At 63.7% G+C, this 18,452-nt stretch carries 12 protein-coding genes; 9 read left to right on the forward strand and 3 right to left on the reverse strand.

Features of this window, described 5'->3' with window-relative positions; all coding sequences use genetic code 11:
- Positions 1-147: 147 nt before the first annotated feature.
- Complete coding sequence (locus INS80_RS01020; RefSeq protein WP_192963768.1) at positions 148-2,811, forward strand: methyl-accepting chemotaxis protein; 2,664 nt, start codon at positions 148-150, stop codon at positions 2,809-2,811.
- A 25-nt stretch (positions 2,812-2,836) separates the two neighbouring features.
- Here INS80_RS01020 and glmM read toward each other — a convergent pair whose 3' ends face one another.
- Positions 2,837-4,180, reverse strand: a complete 1,344-nt coding sequence (gene glmM / locus INS80_RS01025; protein ID WP_192963769.1) for a phosphoglucosamine mutase — start codon at positions 4,178-4,180, stop codon at positions 2,837-2,839.
- A 313-nt stretch (positions 4,181-4,493) separates the two neighbouring features.
- Here glmM and INS80_RS01030 point away from each other — a divergent pair, with 313 nt between their 5' ends.
- Complete coding sequence (locus tag INS80_RS01030) at positions 4,494-5,894, forward strand: DUF2793 domain-containing protein (protein WP_192963770.1); 1,401 nt, start codon at positions 4,494-4,496, stop codon at positions 5,892-5,894.
- 26 nt (positions 5,895-5,920) lie between these two features.
- On the opposite strand, the gene INS80_RS01035 is transcribed toward INS80_RS01030, so the two are convergent.
- Positions 5,921-7,036, reverse strand: a complete 1,116-nt coding sequence (locus tag INS80_RS01035; RefSeq protein WP_192963771.1) for a polysaccharide biosynthesis/export family protein — start codon at positions 7,034-7,036, stop codon at positions 5,921-5,923.
- Between the two features lie 116 nt (positions 7,037-7,152).
- Here INS80_RS01035 and INS80_RS01040 point away from each other — a divergent pair, with 116 nt between their 5' ends.
- The 7 genes from INS80_RS01040 (at position 7,153) to INS80_RS01070 (ending at position 17,023) form a co-directional block, all read left to right on the forward strand.
- Positions 7,153-8,076 carry an NAD-dependent epimerase/dehydratase family protein gene (locus tag INS80_RS01040; RefSeq protein WP_192963772.1) on the forward strand — a complete coding sequence of 308 codons (924 nt, stop codon included), beginning with the start codon at positions 7,153-7,155 and terminating at the stop codon, positions 8,074-8,076.
- Between the two features lie 62 nt (positions 8,077-8,138).
- The gene (locus INS80_RS01045; protein WP_192963783.1) at positions 8,139-8,750 is read left to right on the forward strand and encodes a sugar transferase; all 612 of its coding nucleotides are present in this window, start codon (positions 8,139-8,141) and stop codon (positions 8,748-8,750) included.
- A 283-nt stretch (positions 8,751-9,033) separates the two neighbouring features.
- Positions 9,034-10,911: a polysaccharide biosynthesis protein gene (locus INS80_RS01050; RefSeq protein WP_192963773.1), complete on the forward strand. Its 1,878-nt coding sequence runs from the start codon at positions 9,034-9,036 to the stop codon at positions 10,909-10,911.
- Between the two features lie 114 nt (positions 10,912-11,025).
- Entirely contained in the window at positions 11,026-13,338 is a 2,313-nt protein-coding gene (locus tag INS80_RS01055) for a YjbH domain-containing protein (RefSeq protein WP_369411347.1), read from the forward strand.
- A 41-nt stretch (positions 13,339-13,379) separates the two neighbouring features.
- Positions 13,380-14,105: a YjbF family lipoprotein gene (locus INS80_RS01060; RefSeq protein ID WP_226892516.1), complete on the forward strand. Its 726-nt coding sequence runs from the start codon at positions 13,380-13,382 to the stop codon at positions 14,103-14,105.
- Positions 14,106-14,232: 127 nt separating this feature from the next.
- Entirely contained in the window at positions 14,233-14,505 is a 273-nt protein-coding gene (locus INS80_RS01065) for a hypothetical protein (RefSeq protein WP_192963775.1), read from the forward strand.
- Between the two features lie 280 nt (positions 14,506-14,785).
- On the forward strand, positions 14,786-17,023 hold the full coding sequence (locus INS80_RS01070; protein ID WP_226892517.1) for a M10 family metallopeptidase C-terminal domain-containing protein: 2,238 nt from the start codon (positions 14,786-14,788) through the stop codon (positions 17,021-17,023).
- Positions 17,024-17,132: 109 nt separating this feature from the next.
- Here the strand turns inward: INS80_RS01070 and tviB are convergent, their stop codons facing one another.
- Complete coding sequence (gene tviB / locus INS80_RS01075; RefSeq protein ID WP_192963777.1) at positions 17,133-18,431, reverse strand: Vi polysaccharide biosynthesis UDP-N-acetylglucosamine C-6 dehydrogenase TviB; 1,299 nt, start codon at positions 18,429-18,431, stop codon at positions 17,133-17,135.
- Between the last annotated feature and the right edge of the window lie 21 nt (positions 18,432-18,452).

The raw sequence follows: 18,452 nt of genomic DNA on the forward strand, positions 1-18,452 counted from the left end.
AAACCAGGCGAGGTCTCAAGTAGTTATAAACCCTAGGGCGATATGGTCCGTCTGTTTCGCGTATTGTCCCATTGGCCAGTAAGGGATCGGAGGCGGCCTTGGGCGATACAAACCGGGAATGACCAATACGCACATAGGAAACAGACAATGGCCAAAACGCCCCCTTCAGACACGCGGTCCAGAGCGCGCCGCGCCAATTTCCTGTCAAGTATCAGTGCCAAGCTTGTCCTGATCATTCTTGCCATGGGAGGCGTCTCTGCCGGCGCTGCAGTCCTGGTCACAACGGTTTTTGCGCGTGTTTCTGACGATATGGGCGTTCTGACGGGGGACATGCTGCCCCAGATGGAGGTCAGCGCTCAACTGACCGAGGCAACCGGGCTGACGCGGACCGTGATGACCGATATCCTTTTGGCCGACGATCCGGGCGCATTGTCTGCTTTGCGTGAGCAGGCTACGGCGGCGGCCGGACAGGTGCAGGAGGGCGTTGCCGCGCTCCCCGCCGAGCTGCGTGCCGATTATGAGGTTCTGGCCACCGACGCGGCGCAGGCGGTTGAAACGCTGACCGAGGCCCGCGCGACCACCTTTGCCAATGATGCACGGACCATGGCCCAGGTCGATTCCCTGCAAGAGCATGCTTTCACCCTTCAGATGCATCTGATGGAGGCTGCGCAGGAGGCCTCTTCGGCACTTGCGGAGGGGGGCGAGAACACGATGGTTGCCCTTGAAGAGTCCCTGGCCGTTCTGGTGAATGAAGAATTCACCAGGCTGCAGAACCTTCTCGAGGCGCAGGCTGAAATCAACCTTCTGTCAGGTGTGACCATGGCTTTGGGGCAGACCCGTGCCCCGGCCCTAAAACGCCAGCTGGCCGCGATGGCCGAAAACTCGACCGCCGCCCTGGCCGATCTGCCCGAGCAGCTGACCGAAATGGACGTGGATCCGGTCGAGGCTGAGGTGGTGGCCAACGCCCTGGATACTTTTGACCGGATGATGACCGCCAGCCGGTCGGAGCAGAAAGAACTGCGCCCGCTGGTTCTGGACCACCGCCAGGCCAGCGACAACGTGTTGAGAAAAGCGATTGAAGATACGATCTTCACCCTGGAAATCGTCGCCGATGAAACCGCCGAGGACAGCCGCGATGCGGTGCAAAGCCTCTTGGACAACGAAATCGGTTTGCTGAACCAGCTTCTGGAGATCAACACCCAGATCAACGCCCTGCAGGTCAATGCGCTGCAGGTTCTGGCCGCAGACCAGATCGCGGACGTGCGCGCTGCGGCCGAGCCGTTGCAAGCCGCAGCCACGGCCCTGCTGGCCTACCGGGATTTTGCAGATGGCAAGATTGCGTCGGATCTGGAGGGGATTGCCGCCGATACGGACCCCGATACCGGCCTCGTCGCCTCGCGCATTGCCTCCATCACGGCGGAAGGCGATACGGTGGCCGCCTCGCAGCAGGCTGTCGAAGCAGTGGCCATAATTGCCCGCCGCGCCGTCAAGCTCAGTGCGGAGAACCAGTCGGCCATCGCGCAGATGGCCATGTCCGTTTCGGATGAGGTGAAGTCCGCCCAGGTCCAGATGCAGACACTATGGGCGGTTTCGGCCGCTGTGCTGCTGGGGGCGCTGGTGCTGACCCGGCTTTTGATTTCCCGCCCGTTGATGCGGATCAGCCAGACCACCGAAAACCTGGCAGGTGGCGATCTGAGCCCGGTCGAAGGCTTTGAGCGCGCCAGCACGGAAATCCACCGCATCGCCCAGGCCCTGTCGGTGTTCCGCAATGGTCTCGTGGAAAAGGAAGAGATCGCCCGCGCCGCTGAGGCCGAGCGGCAGGAACACCTGGCCCAGCAGACCGCAGCAGTCAGCGCCATTGGCAAGGGGCTGGAGCGGCTGTCTGAAGGGGATCTGACCGTGCGTATCGATGCACCGATGAGCGCTGGCTACACCAAGCTGCGCGACGATTTCAACGCCGCCCTTGAGGTGCTGGAAGACTCCGTGCACAGCCTCAGCCAAAGCGGTCAGTCCACCGCCAGCGGCACCACCGAGATTTCCGGCGCCGCGCGCGATCTGTCCGCGCGTTCAGAGCATTCGGCGCAGACCCTGGCCTCGACCGCGGCGGCGCTCAACCAGCTGACGGTTTCGGTCGAAAGCACCGCTCAGGCCTCGGGAGAGGCCACCGTTTCGGTCGAGACGGCCCATCGCAATGCCAGCGAAAGCCTTGAGGTGGTCCAGCGGACCTTCACGGCGATGGAAGCGATCAAGGAAAGCGCCGCCAAGATCGCCCGGATCATCGACCTCATCGACAGTATCGCCCAACAGACCAACCTGCTGGCGCTCAATGCCGGGGTCGAGGCGGCCCGGGCGGGATCCGTCGGCAAGGGCTTTGCCGTGGTGGCCTCCGAGGTGCGCACTCTGGCGCATCGCTCCAAGGAGGCGGCGACCGAGATTGCCACCCTGGTGGCCGAAAGCCAGGAACATGTGGACATGGGCGCTGAACTGGTCGGGCGCACCGGCGAGGTGATCAACGAGATTTCCCAATCGGTCGCCACGGCGGCGGATCTGATGCAGAATATCTCGCGCGCTTCGGCGGAACAGGCGACCAACCTGCAGGAGGTCAATGGCGCGGTGGCCAATCTTGATGATGCCACCACCAAGAATGCCGCCCTCTTTGAGGAGGTGACCTCGTCCTCCATCGCCCTGTCCCAAGAGGCGCAGGCCATGGCCGCAGCGCTGGAGCGTTTCCGCACCGGTCGCGCCGACGGCGGCCAGTCCGGCACGGGGGACTGGGACGATATGGAGGAGGCCCCGCGCCTGTCGGCCTAGGGGCTTCCGTCTGCGCGAAAGGGGATCAGGCGCTGGCGGCCTCGACGGCGGCGACCACCTGATCCACCGTTTCTGTCAGCAAGCTGTCATCTTCGCATTCCGCCATCACCCGGATCAGCGGCTCGGTGCCGGATTTGCGGATCAGGAGCCGTCCTTGCGCCTTGAGCGCGGCCTCGGCATCGCGGATCGCAGCCTGCACCGGGGCGGCCTCCAGCGGAGTCTGCCCGGCGCCAAAGCGCACGTTCTTCAAAAGCTGCGGCACCGGGGTGAACTGGCGCAGCAGCGCCGAGGCGGGCTTGTTCGTCTGCATCATGGCCGCCAGCATGTGCAGTCCTGCCATCAGCCCGTCGCCTGTGGTGGCATGATCGCTCATGACGATATGGCCGGATTGTTCACCGCCCAGGTTGTAGCCCTCGGCACGCATCTTTTCGACCACATAGCGATCGCCTACGGCGGTGCGCGCCAGGGTCAGCCCCTTGTCCTGCAGGTAGCGCTCCAGTCCGAGGTTGGACATGACCGTTGCCACCAGGGTGTTGCGCGCCAGCTGACCGGCCTCGGCCCAGCGACTGGCCAGCAGGGCCATCAGCTGGTCGCCATCGGCCACCTGGCCGTTTTCGTCGATCAGGATCACCCGGTCCGCATCACCATCCAGGCAGATCCCCACATCGGCGCCATGGGCCACCACCGCCGCGGCCGCAGCATCGGGCTGGGTCGAGCCGCAGCCGAGGTTGATATTGGTCCCGTCGGGAGAGATCCCGAGGGGCACCACATCGGCGCCCAGCTCCCACAGCACCTCGGGGGCGGTGCGATGGGCGGCGCCATTGGCGCAGTCCAGCACCACCTTCAGCCCATCCAGGCGAATGCCGCGCGGCAAGGAGGATTTCACCCGCTCACCATAGCGGAAACGGGCATCGTCGATACGCTTGGCCCGGCCGATGTTCTTGGGCTGGGCCAGGTCGACGCCGTTTTCGATCAGCGCTTCGATTTCCATCTCGGCCTGATCGGACAGTTTGAACCCGTCGGGGCCGAAGAACTTGATGCCGTTGTCTTCGGCCGGATTGTGGCTGGCCGAGATCATCACGCCAAGGTCGGCGCGCATCGAGCGGGTCATCAGCCCCACCGCGGGCGTCGGCACTGGCCCCAGCAGCAGCACATTCATACCGGTGGAGGTAAGGCCCGCCGTCAGCGCGTTTTCGAACATGTAACCGGACAGGCGCGTGTCCTTGCCGATCACCACCCGGTGCACCCCGCCGGCCTCGCGGCGGAAATAGCGCCCCACGGCGGCGCCGATGCGCAGGGCCATTTCGGCGGTCATCGGGTGGATATTGGCGGTGCCACGCACGCCATCGGTGCCAAAGAGCTTGCGCATTTCGTCTCCTGTTCGCGGCGTCAAACCCGCCGTCACACGGTGTGATATGCCCTCTGGCCTGAAAGAGGGCATGCAGGCTGCGAGAAAGTCACAGATAGATGCACCGAAGCGGGCGCGGCTGCAAGAGCGCCGTGGCGGGGCAGGGGATTGATGCCGATGATCGCGCAGGCAGGCGCTGGCTGTGGGGGCTGCGCGCGCCCTGATCGGGAAATCGCAACCTTGTTGCGGCCAGATGCAGAACCTGATGCGCGCCCGCGCCTGACCCTTGCCAACTCCAGCCCAGACCAGACCCGCCAAACCTGAAAGAGTGCCTATGTCCGACAGATCCCCTGCGCTTTCCCTGCCGCTTCTGATGCCCTCTCAGGCGCAGAAACACGTCACCCACAACGAAGCGCTGATGCGCCTTGATATGCTGGTCCAGCTGGCGGTGCTCAGCGCCGATCAGCCTGCGCCTCCGTCCCAGCCGGGTCTGGGGGAGCGTCATATCGTCGGAGCGGGCGCCAGTGGAGACTGGGCGGGGCACGCGCGCGAGATCGCCCTTTGGGACGGAATGATCTGGCTGTTCGTGCCGGCCTCCCCCGGCTGGCGGGCAGATGTCGTACCCACGGGCCAGAGCTTGCGGTTTGACGGCACAGACTGGCAGCCGGCTCTACCGGTTCTGCAGAACCTGCCCGCTCTTGGCATCGGGGCGGCGGCGGATGCTGCGAACCCGTTGAGTGTCGCGGGGCCGGCCACGCTGTTCAGCCATGCCGGGGCCGGACATCAGCTCAAACTGAACAAGTCCGGCGCGGGCGATACTGCGAGCCTTCTGTTTCAGACCGGCTGGTCCGGGCGGGCCGAGATGGGCACGGCGGGGACGGATGATTTTTCGATCAAGGTCAGCAGCGATGGCAGCAGCTGGCACACGGCGCTTGAGATCGACCGCAGCGATGGCCGGATCCGCTTTCCGAAGGGCAGCCCGGATCTGCGCGCGCGGCTTGATGCGGCGCGCCTCTATCATGTGCGCCCGGATGGCTCGGACGCCAATGATGGGCTGAGCGATACCCCGGGCGGGGCCTTTGCGACCGTGCAAAAGGCGATAAATACGGCTCTAACACTGGATAATGGCCCCAATTCCGTGGCGATTGCACTGGCGCCGGGCAGCTACGGAGAGGCGGTTGTGATCGACCGCCCGCTGATTGGTAGCGGCCCCTTGCAGATCACGGGCAACGCGGGTGCCCCCGCCTCGGTCAGCCTGGATCGTGTCACCTGCCGGGATGGGGCGCATGTCCGCCTTGAGGGGGTGGCGCTGGTTGCGGCAGATGCGCTGCGGGCCGAGGCAGGCGCGCGGGTAGAGCTCGCTGATCTGCATCTGATCGGCAGCGGTACCGGGCTGCATCTGGACAGCGCCGAGATCACCTGCAGCGGCACGGATCTTTTTTTGGGCAGCGCTCTGACCGGTCTGGCGAACTTGCGCGGTCATGCCCGGCTACGGGCCTCGGGCAGCAGCTTTACCTTGGGCACCGGGATCACATGGACGAGCGGCGCGCTGGATCTGAGCGGCTTCTGCCACGCGGATCTGACCGGCGTGGTCTTTGCGGGTGATACGGCAGGCTGCGCCGGGCCGCGCTATCTTCTGGCGCAGGGGGCGATTCTGGATAGCGGCGGGGCAGGGGGCAGCTTTGTGCCCGGCTCAACCCCGGGCACCAGCAGCAGCGGTGCGCAGTCCCTTTAGACCTGCATCCTTAGACTGGCGCAGGCTTACAGCACCCCGGCGCGGCTGAAGACGCCGAAGAAGTTGCCGATCAGGTTCGAGATGGTCAGCGCATCGTTGATCGGAGATTCGGTTGCAATCAGCAGATCACCGGGATTGATCCGGAACTTGCGGGCCGAGAACAGCCCGTCCGCTGTGGTCAGATCTAGCGTGAAGACCACCCGTTCATGGCGCGGTCCGCGCGTGTTCGGGGCGACGGCTCCGGCGTCATACTCGCGCAGGACCAAGAGACCCTGGGGGTCGGCCTTGCCGTCCTGGAACCCGCCCGAGATCGACATGGCGTCCATGGCCGACATCTCGTCCTTGCTGAAGATATGCAGATCTTCCTTGCCGGTGGCCCCGAAGGAGAGGAAATAGCGTTCGTCCTCTTCCACGAAAACCCGGTCGCCGCCGCGCAGCAGGGTGTCGAGTTTTGGATTGTTCAGCAGCTTGTCCACCGAGGTGCCATAGATGCTGCGCCCGCGCACCAGTCGGATCTGCGGGTTGTTGAGCGTGGAGCTGATGCCGCCGCCGGCCGAAATCAGCCCCATCACCGAATAATTGCGATCGGGCATCGGATAGGTGCCGGGCCGGGCCACGCCCGAAACCAGGTCGACCGAGTTATTGCGTCCCTCCTGCATGTCCAGCTGCAATTGCGCCGAAGGGACGATGACCTCCAGCTCTGCCTGCAGCTGTTCGCGCGCCAGATCCGGGGTCAGCCCCAGAACATTCACGCTGCCCACATAGGGCATGAAGATGGTTCCGTTGGCGGCCACGCGCACGTCCTGCAGCTGCACGTCCTTCTGTTCGAGCGAGGTCAGAAGCGAGTTGTCGCTGCTGTCCCAGATGCGCAGGGTCAGCGTATCGCCGGGCTGGATGATCTGGGTCTTGGCGCCATTGCTGGCGCTGATCCAGCCGAGGTGATTGCTTTTCCCGGTTTCGGGCCATTGAGAGACGGTGGGCAGAAAGGCGCGGGTCACCGGGTAAAGGGCGAAATCGGCGTCCACCTCGCTGGACTGCTTGATGATCTCTTCCCCCGTGGGGGCCCCGCCGGGCAGGCGCCCGCAGGCGGCTGGCAAAAGGCAGAGGCTGGCAAGTGCAAGCAGCGGGATCACAAGGCGCATGGGAGCTCTTTTCGGAAAGATCTTGATTTTTGGTGTCCGCAAGATACTGCGCTAGGGCGGTGCGTCAACCAGAGGGCGCAAGCTATGGTGTCTTGAGAAGGGGACAAGGGCAACAGATGGGTTTTCCAGCCACAGTCCGGGGTGCAGCGACGCCTGCGGGTTTTCCGTCTACGGTGGTTCTGGGGGCCTCGGGGCGCATCGGTCGGGTGCTGCGCCGGACCTGGCCCGATCTTCTGCCCGGTGCGGCGCGGGTGCTGTGGCAGGCCCGGCGCCCCCAGCCCGATGTGCTCCCTGCCGAAGACTGGGTGATTCTCGACCCCCTTGCGGCGCCAGGGCTTCTGGCCGAGACCATGCGCGGCGCCGAGGCTGTTTTGTGCCTGGCGGGCAGCGTGCCGGGCCGTGGGGCCGATCTGGCGGATAATGCGCGCCTGGCGCTTGCCGCGATCGAGGCGGCGGCCTCTGCCGGGGGCGAACCGGCGCGGGTGTTTCTGACCTCTTCGGCCGCGGTCTATGGCGATCTTGCGGCGGAGGGGGGGCTGCTGCGCGAAGACGCGGCTGTTGCGCCCACCAGCCCCTATGGGCGCGCCAAACTCGAGATGGAGCAGCAGGCGCTTGCACGGGCGAAAGGGCTGGGCGTGCCCGTCAGCATCCTGCGGATCGGCAATATCGCCGGGCTTGATGCCATTCTGGGGGGCTGGCGCCCGGGCTTCACCCTGGACCGGTTTGCCGATGGCCACAGCCCGCGGCGCAGCTATATCGGGGTGCAAAGCCTGGCTCATGTGCTGGCGGCCCTGCTGATCTGCGAAGAAATGCCTGCGATCCTGAATATCGCCCAGCCCGAACCGGTGGAGATGGCGGCGCTTTTGCAGGCGGCGGGGCGGTCCTTTGCCACCCGGCCCGCGCCCGCAAGCGCCATTCCCGAGGTGGCGCTGGATCTGGACCTTCTACGCCGCACCCTGGGGCCAAAGGCGATGCCGGACCCGGCTGATCCGGCTTGTCTGGCAGAGGAATGGGCCTTATTAGAGCCGGATTTGAGGTGATTTCTCGTGATGACACCGACCGGCACTGACAGGGCAGGCGCCCTGATGACATGGATGACCTGATGACCTGGCGCAAACGCATTTTCGATCTTTTCTTTGCCTCGCTGCTGGTGGTGATCCTGGGGCCTATCCTGTTGCTGCTGCTGCTTTGGCTGCTGATCAAAGAGGGGCGGCCGGTCTTTTACGTGGCCGAGCGCATGACCACGCCGACCCGCAGTTTCAAGCTTTGGAAGCTCAGAACCATGACCGTGGTCGATGAGGACAGCGGCGTTTCGGGTGGCGACAAGGAGGCCCGGATCACCCGCACCGGCGCCTGGCTGCGCTCCAAGCGGCTGGATGAATTCCCCCAGCTGTGGAACATCCTGAAAGGGGATCTGTCCTTTGTGGGGCCGCGCCCGCCCCTGCGCCAATATGTGGAGGCCCATCCGGAGATCTATGCCGAGGTGCTCAAAAGCCGCCCCGGCGTCACCGGTCTGGCCTCGATCACATATCACAAACATGAAACCGCGCTGCTGGCCCGCTGCAGCACGCCCGAGGAAACCGATGCGGTCTATTCGCGCATCTGCGTGCCGGCCAAGGCGCGGCTGGACCTGATTTACCAGCGCCACCAGAATATGTGCTATGATTTCGATCTGGTGTTCCAGACCATCGGCAATATCTTCCGGCGCGGCTGAAAGGCGCTGGGCACGCATGCGCCGTCACCATTTGCGGTGTGTTTGGATAATTGTAAAACTTTGCGGCGTGTTGGATGTTTTTCGTTAAGCTTACGTTTGTATTTGGGCGCAAAAAAGGTCACACTTGAGCGGTAGTGGATCATGAGGCGCTGCGGCGGTATTTGAGCGGGCACGCTTGCCAGCCAGGGCATGTCCTGTCACGAGGATGTTAAGGCCGGGCAGGGGCACTGAGGCATGCGTTGTGGGAATTTGGGCCCGTTGTCTGATGTGCGGGGCGTGGGATATGTTTGATCTGATCAGCCGACTTTCGAGAAAACAAAAGTCCTATGTCTTTCTCGCGCTGGATGTGGTGCTGTGCCCGCTGGCGCTTTTGTTCACCTTCACCGTGCAACCCCTGCCGGATCCGGCGCTGACGACCTTTGTGCTCATGCTGCCGGTTCTGCCCTATGCGCTGCTGGCCATGGCGGGGCTGTCGCTCTGGCTTGGCCTGCCGCTGATCCAGCTCAATGCCTATGAACGCCATGCGATGATGCTGACGGCCCTGGTGGCGATCTTTACCGCCACGGTCATGGCCATGATCACCTATGTTGTGGGCCCCAAGCTGCCGCCCGGGACCTATGTGGTCTTTGCCCTGGTTTACTTCCTGTCCATGGTGATAATGCGGGCGGTGCTGCTGCAACTGGTGCTGATGATCTATCGGAGCGCCATGCCCCGCTGCCGGGTGCTGATCTATGGCGCCGGCGCCACCGGCACTCAGCTGGCCCAGGCCCTGAAATCCCATGGTGGCATCGATCCCGTCGCCTTTGTTGACGACAACACCTCCCTGCAGGGGGTGACGCTTCTGGGGCTGCCGGTCTACGCGCCGTCCCGGATCCCCGAGATTGTCGAGAGCCGCTACATCAACCGGGTGTTGCTGGCGATGCCCTCGCAAGGGGTGGCGAAACAGGCCCAGGTGACGCGGCGGCTGCAGGCCATGGGGCTAGAGGTGCAGGTGCTGCCTTCCTTTGCCCAGCTCATCGGCGAAGAGGAACTGGTGGACAAGCTGACACCGGCCCCGGCGCAGACCTTTCTGAACCGGGACAGCCATGATGTGCCGTTGAATACGGCCAGCGTCTCCTATCAGGGTCGCGTGGTGCTGGTTTCTGGGGCGGGGGGGTCGATCGGCTCTGAACTGTCCCGCCAGGTGCTGGCCTGCGGACCGACCAAACTGGTGCTCTATGAGCTGTCGGAGCTGGCGCTTTATACCATCCATCAGGAACTTGCGCCCTTAGGCGAAGAACTGGGCATCGAGGTGGTGCCGGTGCTGGGCTCGGTGACTGATCCGCGTCAGGTCCGCCAGGTGCTGGAGCGGCACCAGGTGCAGGTGGTGCTGCATGCGGCGGCCTATAAACATGTTCCGCTGGTGGAAGCCAACCCGCTGCCCGGTCTGGCCAACAACGTTTTTGGCACCCAGACCCTGGCGCGGCTGGCGGAACAGGCCGGGGTGGAGCGGTTCATCCTGATTTCCTCGGACAAGGCGGTGCGCCCGACCAATGTGATGGGCGCCTCCAAGCGCATTGCCGAGCTTCTGGTGCAGGATCGGGCCTCGCGCACATCGGGGACCATCTTCACCATGGTGCGCTTTGGCAATGTGCTGGGCTCTTCGGGTTCGGTTGTGCCGCTGTTCCAGGATCAGATCAACCGCGGCGGGCCGGTCACCGTGACGGATCCTTCGGTCAAACGCTATTTCATGACCATCCGCGAGGCGGTGCAACTGGTGCTGCAGGCCGGCGCCGAGGCGCGGGGCGGCGAGGTCTTCGTGCTCGACATGGGCAAGCCGATCTCGATCCTGCAACTGGCGCGCCAGGTGATCGAAAGCGCCGGCTACAGCGTGCGCGATGAGGATCATCCCGAAGGCGATATCGAGATCAAGATCATCGGCCTGCGTCCGGGAGAGAAGATGGAGGAAGAGCTGACGCTGAGCGACAGCCTGGCCACCACCAACCACCCCAAGATCTTCTGTGCCCGCGAGGGGGTGCTGTCCGAAATCGAAGTGGCGGCCCTGTTGCGCGGTTTGCGTCAGGCGGTGGTCAGCGGGGACGAGGCGGCGCTGCGGCTACTGATCCGGCGCTGGGTCGAGGGTAACGGAGAAGACACGATCGGGGCACGAAAGACCTCCTGAGGGGGACCTGCTCCATTGCGGCGCGCGGCGCATTCATGTTCTAACGGCAGGCAGGACAGGGTGCCCCTGCCAGGGCCCTTCAGGAACAGAGACTTAAGTGCAGTGGATTCCCCGGTGAGCCAGACGGTGAGCGAGACTTCGAAACCTTCCCTGCGCGCCGCGCCTGTGCTGCTTGCCTGTGTGATGACCCTTGCCAGCCTGGGGCTGGTTGGTCTGGGGCCGGCCGGTACAGGCGGGGGGGTGATTTCTGCGGCCCACGCGCAAGATGCCCCGGCCCAGACAGCGCCCGGCTACCGTCGCCCGCCCGAGCCGTTTCAGACCCAGAGCACGGCCAGCAATGCCGAGGCACCGCGCTATCGCCGCCAGCCGGTGCCCAGCCTGAACTTCTACGGCCTGCCCGGTCTGATGGACATGCCCAGTGCCGAGATGCTGCCCGATGCCCAATGGGGCACCAGCTTTTCCTGGTTCGCGGGCCAGAGCCGCTACAACCTGACCTTCCAAGCGCTGCCCTGGCTGACCGCCTCGTTCCGTTACAACGGTATTCAGGATCTCGCGGGAACCTCCTTTCGCACCTATTACGACCGCGGCTTTGATGTGCGCGCCCGGCTCTGGCGCGAGGGGCGCTGGCGGCCGGCGGTCACCGTTGGCCTGCAGGATTTTGCCGGCACCGGCGTCTATGCCAGCGAATATATCGTCGCTACGAAACGGTTCGAAACGTCGGCCCTGTCACGGGGCGGGGTGCCCGGGCGCCTGAAGCTGAGCGCAGGTCTTGGCTGGGGGCGGCTTGGCACCTATGGGGCCATCGGCAGCCTGGTGGGCAGCCGGGGCGGATTTCAGCCCGGCGGGACTGGCGGGAAACTGGCAACGGACACCTGGTTCCGGGGCGATTTTGCGCCCTTTGCCGGCCTTGAGTGGCAGCCCAATGATCGCTGGGGCTTCAAGGTGGAATATTCCTCGGATGCCTATGAGGCCGAGGCCCGCGATTCGGGGATCTTCGAGCGCAAGTCGCCGCTGAACTTTGGTCTGGAATACCAGGCCAGCCGCGCCACGCGCCTGGGGGTCTACTATCTTTATGGCTCCGAAATTGGGGTGACGGCGCAGATCCAGATCAACCCGAAACATCCGCGCATGCCGATGGTCGTGCCGGCCCTGAGGCCGGTACAGCCGCGCAGCCAGTGGGTCACCGACGATGCGCAGTGGAGCCAGGACTGGGCGGCCAGTGAACCGGCCCGGCGCGAGGTGCGCGACCGCGTGGCCGAGGCGCTGAAGGCCGACGGGCTTTTGCTGGAGGCGGTGCAGTTCAGCGGCACCACGGTCGAGCTGCGCTTCCGCAACAACCGCTATCGCTCCGATGCGCTTGCCATTGGCCGGGTGGCGCGTCTGATTGCCAATGTGCTGCCGCCCTCGATCGAAACCTTCCGGATCGTGCCGGTGCGCGCGGGCATGGGCCTGTCGGCCACGGTCCTGCGCCGCAGCGATCTGGAGGCGCTGGAGTTCGCCCCCGCCGCGCCGGATGCCCTGCAGGCGGTTGCCGCCGTGACCGATGCCGGCCCCACTCCGGACGGCTCGATCCTGTCCTCAGAGCTTTACCCCTCGTTTTCGCACTCGATCAGCCCCTATTGGGCGCAGGGCTATTTCGATCCCAACCGGCCGTTCCGCCTGGACTTCGGCATTGCTCTGCGGGCGTCTTACGTGCCGGCGCCGGGCTGGCGCATCGCCGGGGCGATCAATCACCGCATCTGGGGCAATATCGCCCAGGGGCGGGCCTCAAATTCTGTTCTGCCCCATGTGCGCACGGATCAGGCGCTTTATGCCCAATATGCCACCGTTCTGGCCAATCTCTATGCCAGCCGCCACTGGCAGCCGCGCAACGATGTTTATGCGCGCGTCACGGCAGGCCTTCTGGAAAACATGTATGGCGGTCTCTCGGGCGAGGTGCTGTGGAAACCGGCTGCCAGCCCGCTGGCCCTGGGGGTGGAGGCGAACTACGTGGTGCAGCGCGACTATGATCAGCTGTTTTCCTTCCGCGATTACAAGACCTTCACCGGTCATGCCTCGGCCTATCTGGAACTTGGCAAGGGCTATCTGATGCGGCTGGACGCGGGCCGTTACCTGGCGGGCGATTACGGGGGCACCTTCGACCTCAATCGCACCTTCAGCAATGGCTGGGTCGTGGGCGGCTTCTTCACCCTGACCGATGTGTCGGCGGCCGATTTCGGGGAAGGCTCCTTTGACAAGGGCTTTTACTTCCGAATCCCGCTGGACTGGATGCTGGGCAAGCCGTCCCGCAATGCCTTCGGCATGACCGTGCGCCCGACGCAGCGGGACGGGGGACAGCGCGTCAATGTGCCGGGACGGCTTCATGGTGCCATCCGGGATGCGCATCGCGACAGTCTGAACCGTCAGCGCGCGAGGTTCTGGGAATGACAGGTATATCACGATCACCTTTCGGTCGCCGGCGGCTGCAGATGGTGGCCCTTTTGGGGGGGCTTGCTGTGCTGGCGGGCTGCGCCAAGGGACCGGACAAGGCACCCTTGCAGGTGGAGCTTATCAAGACCGTGGGCCAGACCGTGCAGCAGATCCGCGACAAACGTGCAGGGCCACCGAAACTGCCGCCGCTGACGCGCGCGCTGCTGGAGGCCGAGGCGCAGGTGCCGGTCATCGAGGTCATGATCGAAGAGACTGGTACTTTTGCCTATCTTACTCCGCAGACGGTCAAACGAGACGATTACCCCGGAGAGGTGGTGGTCTGGGCCACCCAGGACGATGTTCTCTTGACTATGCGGGACGGGGTGCTGGTGGCCACGCGGGGGTTGGCGAACGATCTGCTGGGCGCCTCGGCCCTGGTGCGGGAGGGCACAAAGGGGCCTTCAGGCCACGGGCAGCGCATCTATGAGGTGGCGGCACTGGACAATGCTTCGGTGAAATACCCGATGGCCTGCGAGATCAAGGAGTTGGGGCAGGAACGCATAGAGATCGTCGAGCTGGAGTATGACACCCGTCACCTGCGCGAGAGCTGTGCACTGGCGGGCGCGGAGCCCGGAGACAGATATCGGGACGTGCCGGATGCCGCGCGGGCCACGCGCATGGAGAATGATTACTGGATTGATTCTCGCACAGGGCGAATCTGGCAGTCCCGGCAGTGGGCGGGACCAGACATCGGCTATCTGCGTATTCGCCAGTTGACGATATAAGCGGTTTTCCCGCAACGGGCCGAAAAAATGTAGCTTTCTAAGCGAAATACCGCGACCATTCGTTGAATGGAAAGATCTTCTCGCCTATGGTCGCGGTGAGAACATGTCCTCCATAGGAGTCTTTATTATGAAAAATATCTTCGCAGCCTTCGCGCTGGCCGCCATGGCCGCAGCTTCCGCAACTTCCGTTTCTGCTCAGGCAGCCCCTGCACCTGCGGGCGCGGGTGCCGGTGCCGGCGGCGGTGCCGGTGCCGGCGGCGGTGTCGGTGCCGGTATCGGTGGTGGCCTGGGCTTGGGCGCAGGTGGCATCGCAGCAGGCGTGATCGCCGCTGCTGTTGTTGTGGGTGTTGTTGTGAGCGACGACGATACCGTCACCACCACCACCACCACCACCAACTGATCTGGCGCCGGTTTCCGGCCCCTTCTTTGGAATGGATTTCGCAGGCGCGCCTCTCAAAAGGCGCGCCTGTTTGCGTTGCGCTGGCGCCTTTTGAGGCGCTGTGCCTGTCTTTTTTTTGCCCAAGTTCTGTCCCGGAATTTCAATCTTTCGAGGCAAATATACGGGCGGGGCGACACGGAAAGGCTGTACAACCAGAGCGCGTGATCGCATAAAAGTTACAAAATTCTGAAGTGGTCTCAGAGGCCGGAAGACAGGAAATACGATGTGTGATCTCTGCACCATGACCGCAACGTTCGATCCCAAGCGGCATACGGATGGAAACGGGTTTGACGGCAGTATGGATGGTGCGATCCAGGCCACACTTTATGAAATCAGCGATGCATCAGCGAGCCGTTTTACCGCCTATGAGATGTCGGTGGGTGATAGCTTCCGGGGCACGCTTGGCTGGCGCAGCGATCGGGATTGGGTAGAGGTGAGCCTGACGGCCGGGCAGAGCTACGAGATCGCCCTGGATGGTGTCTCCCTGTCTGATCCCTATCTGCGGCTTTATGATATGAGCGGGAGCCAGATCGGCTATAATGACGATGGCGGGCCGGGGCTGGATTCCCTCTTGCGCTATACGGCCAGCACCACCGGCACCTATTATGTCGAGGCAGGGGCCTTCGCTGATTATTACACCGGATCCTACACTCTTTCGGTGATCGATGTCGGCAGCCTCCCGGATACCAGCGGCACCCTGGATGAGTTGGCCCGTTTCCTCACGCATGGTTTCTGGGGCGGCACTTCGCGTAGTTTCAACACCAGCGGCAGCAACCAGATCACGGTGAATATCACCGCGCTCACCGAGGATGGCCAGAAACTGGCCCGCTGGGCCTTTGAAGCCTGGGAAGCGGTCGCCAATATCGATTTTGTCGAGGTGAGCGGCACCGCTCAGATCACCTTTGATGACAATGCCAGTGGCGCCTATGCCTCTTTCTCGACCAGCGGATCCACGCTTCTGTCCTCCAATGTGAATGTTGGGACCAGCTGGCTGAGCACCTATGGCACGACCATGTCCAGCTATTCCTTTGCCACCTATATTCACGAGATCGGCCACGCGCTGGGGCTGGGGCACCAGGGGGATTACAACGGCTCGGCCACCTACGGGATCGATGATACCTATTCCAACGACAGCTGGCAGATCTCGGTCATGTCCTATTTCGACCAGGATGAGAATACGACCACCAACGCCAGCCGTGCGGCGCTGATCTCGGCGATGATGTCGGATGTGGTGGCGATCCAGAACCTCTATGGTGCGCCCGGCGCCTCGAGCGAGACCGCAGGCAATACCACCTGGGGCGCGAACAGCACCCTGGGAGGTTATCTTGGCGATGCCATGTCCGCGCTTGAGACCAGCGGCAACGGGTCGGTCAGCAACCGGTCCGTGGCCTTCACCATCTATGACCGCGATGGCCTGGACACCCTGGATCTGAGCTACAACAGCACGAATGACCGGGTGGATCTCAACGACCAGAGCTTTTCGGACGTGAGCGGTCTGACCGGCAATCTTGCCATCGCCCGCGGCACGATGATCGAGGACTTCCGCGGTGGCAGCGGCAATGACACCGTGACCGGCAACGAGATGAACAACCTCATCTCCGGCAACGATGGCCACGACAGCCTGATCGGCGGGGTCGGTTACGACACGCTTTACGGCGGCGGCGGCGGGGACAGCCTGTCTGGCGGCAGTGGCCGGGATCTGGTGTCCGGCAACACCGGGGACGACAGCCTTCTGGGCGGCACCGGAGATGACACGCTTTATGGCGGCGACGGCAATGACACCCTGTTCGGCAACACCGCGCTCGATACGATCTATGGCGAGGCGGGGGATGATTACATCAGCTCTGGCGACGGGGTGGATTTTGTCGATGGCGGCGCGGGCAATGATACGATCTATGGCCGCTCGGGCTGGGACAGCCTTTATGGCGGGGACGACGACGATACGCTTTTTGGCTCCGAAGGGGATGACCTGCTGGCCGGGGGGCGCGGGGATGACTGGGTCTCGGCCGGCTCGGCCTGGGACCGGGTCTATGGCAACTCCGGCAATGATACGCTGTATGGCAATTTCGGTTCAGACTGGATCTCGGGCGGTGGCGGTCGCGACAGTCTTTATGGCGGCACCGGCGATGATACGCTTTTGGGCGGTGGCGGCGATGATCGGCTTTGGGGCAATCAGGGCGTGGACCGCCTGGATGGCGGCGGCGGCGATGATGTTATGCGCGGCGGCACCCTGGCGGATACTTTCGTGTTCAATATCGGCTATGACCGGGATGAGATCGCGGATTTCGAACTGGACCGCGACACCCTTCTGCTGTCGACCAGCCTGACCGATGGCGAGACCGATGGCGATGCGATCCTGCAGAGCTTTGGCGCCCTGGTGGGGGCGGATGTGGTTCTCGATTTTGGTGATGGCGACACATTGATCCTGATGAATCTGGCCAGTTTGAGTGGTCTGGCAGACAGGATCGACACCTTCTGAGGCGGCTTACAGCGTCTGACGAAAAGCCTGAGACATCACGCATCACCTGACGCGTTGAAATCTTTGATTTCAGGCAGCGATAGGTGATTCAAGTTTTTCGCATGGCGGCTCAGAGCCGCAGGTCGGACTGATCTGCGGTAAAGACGCTTTTGAGGTCAAAGAACACATGATCCGCCGCGCCAAAGCGGCGCAGGGCCGCAGCGCCCGCCGCCTTGAAGGTCTCATGCGGCACCGCCAGCAACACCCCGTCATACTGACCTTCGCCCGGATCCGTGATCGGGGTGATGCCGTATTCGACCTTGGCCTCGGCGCTGTCGACCATGGGATCGTGCACATCCACCGTGAGACCATATTCTTCCAGTTCGCGCAGCACATCCACCACGCGGGTATTGCGCAGATCGGGGCAGTTCTCCTTGAAGCTGAGGCCCAGGATCAGCACCCGGCCGCCGTGCACCGGAAACCCCTTGCGCAGCATCTCCTTGACCATGCGGCCGGCCACATAGGCGCCCATACCGTCATTGATGCGCCGCCCGGCCAGGATCACCTGCGGGTGATAGCCGATCGCCTCGGCCTTGTGGGTGAGATAGTAGGGATCCACCCCGATGCAGTGCCCGCCCACCAGACCGGGGCGGAAGGGCAGAAAGTTCCATTTGGTGCCGGCCGCCTCGAGCACGGCCTGGGTGTCGATGCCCATGCGGTTGAAGATCATCGCCAGCTCGTTGACCAGCGAGATATTGAGATCGCGCTGGGTGTTCTCGATCACCTTGGCGGCCTCGGCCACGCGGATGCTTTGGGCCCGGTAGGTGCCGGCGGTGATGATCTGCCGATAGAGTGCATCGATCTCGGCCGCCACCTCGGGCGTCGAGCCCGATGTCACCTTCAGGATGTCGGGCAGCCGGTGCGCCTTGTCGCCGGGGTTGATCCGCTCGGGGCTGTAGCCGACGTGGAAATCCCTGTTGCAGGTCAGCCCGGATACCTGCTCCAGCACCGGCACACAGTCCTCTTCGGTGGCGCCGGGATATACGGTGCTTTCGTAGATGACGATATCGCCGGGTTTCAGAACCTCTCCCACCGTCTGCGAGGCGCGCAGCAGCGGGCTGAGGTCGGGGCGTTTGTGGGCGTCGATCGGGGTGGGCACGGTGACGATATAGATCCGGCAGTCGGCGATCTGCTGCGGATCATCGGCATAGCGCAGCTGCTGCGCCGCCTTCAGCGCCTCAGGCTCCACCTCGCGGGTGCGGTCCTCGCCCGCTTTCAGGGCAGCAATGCGGGCCGCATCGATGTCAAAGCCAACGGTGGGGCGGATCTTGCCGAATTCCACCGCCAGCGGCAGGCCGACATAGCCAAGGCCGATGACGGCAATCACCCCTTCGGGGCTGGAGGCGGTCTGCGCGCTGCTCTCTGTCATCCTGCTCTGTCCTTTACGATC

This window comes from Phycobacter azelaicus (assembly GCF_014884385.1).
GTDB classification, from domain to species: domain Bacteria; phylum Pseudomonadota; class Alphaproteobacteria; order Rhodobacterales; family Rhodobacteraceae; genus Phycobacter; species Phycobacter azelaicus.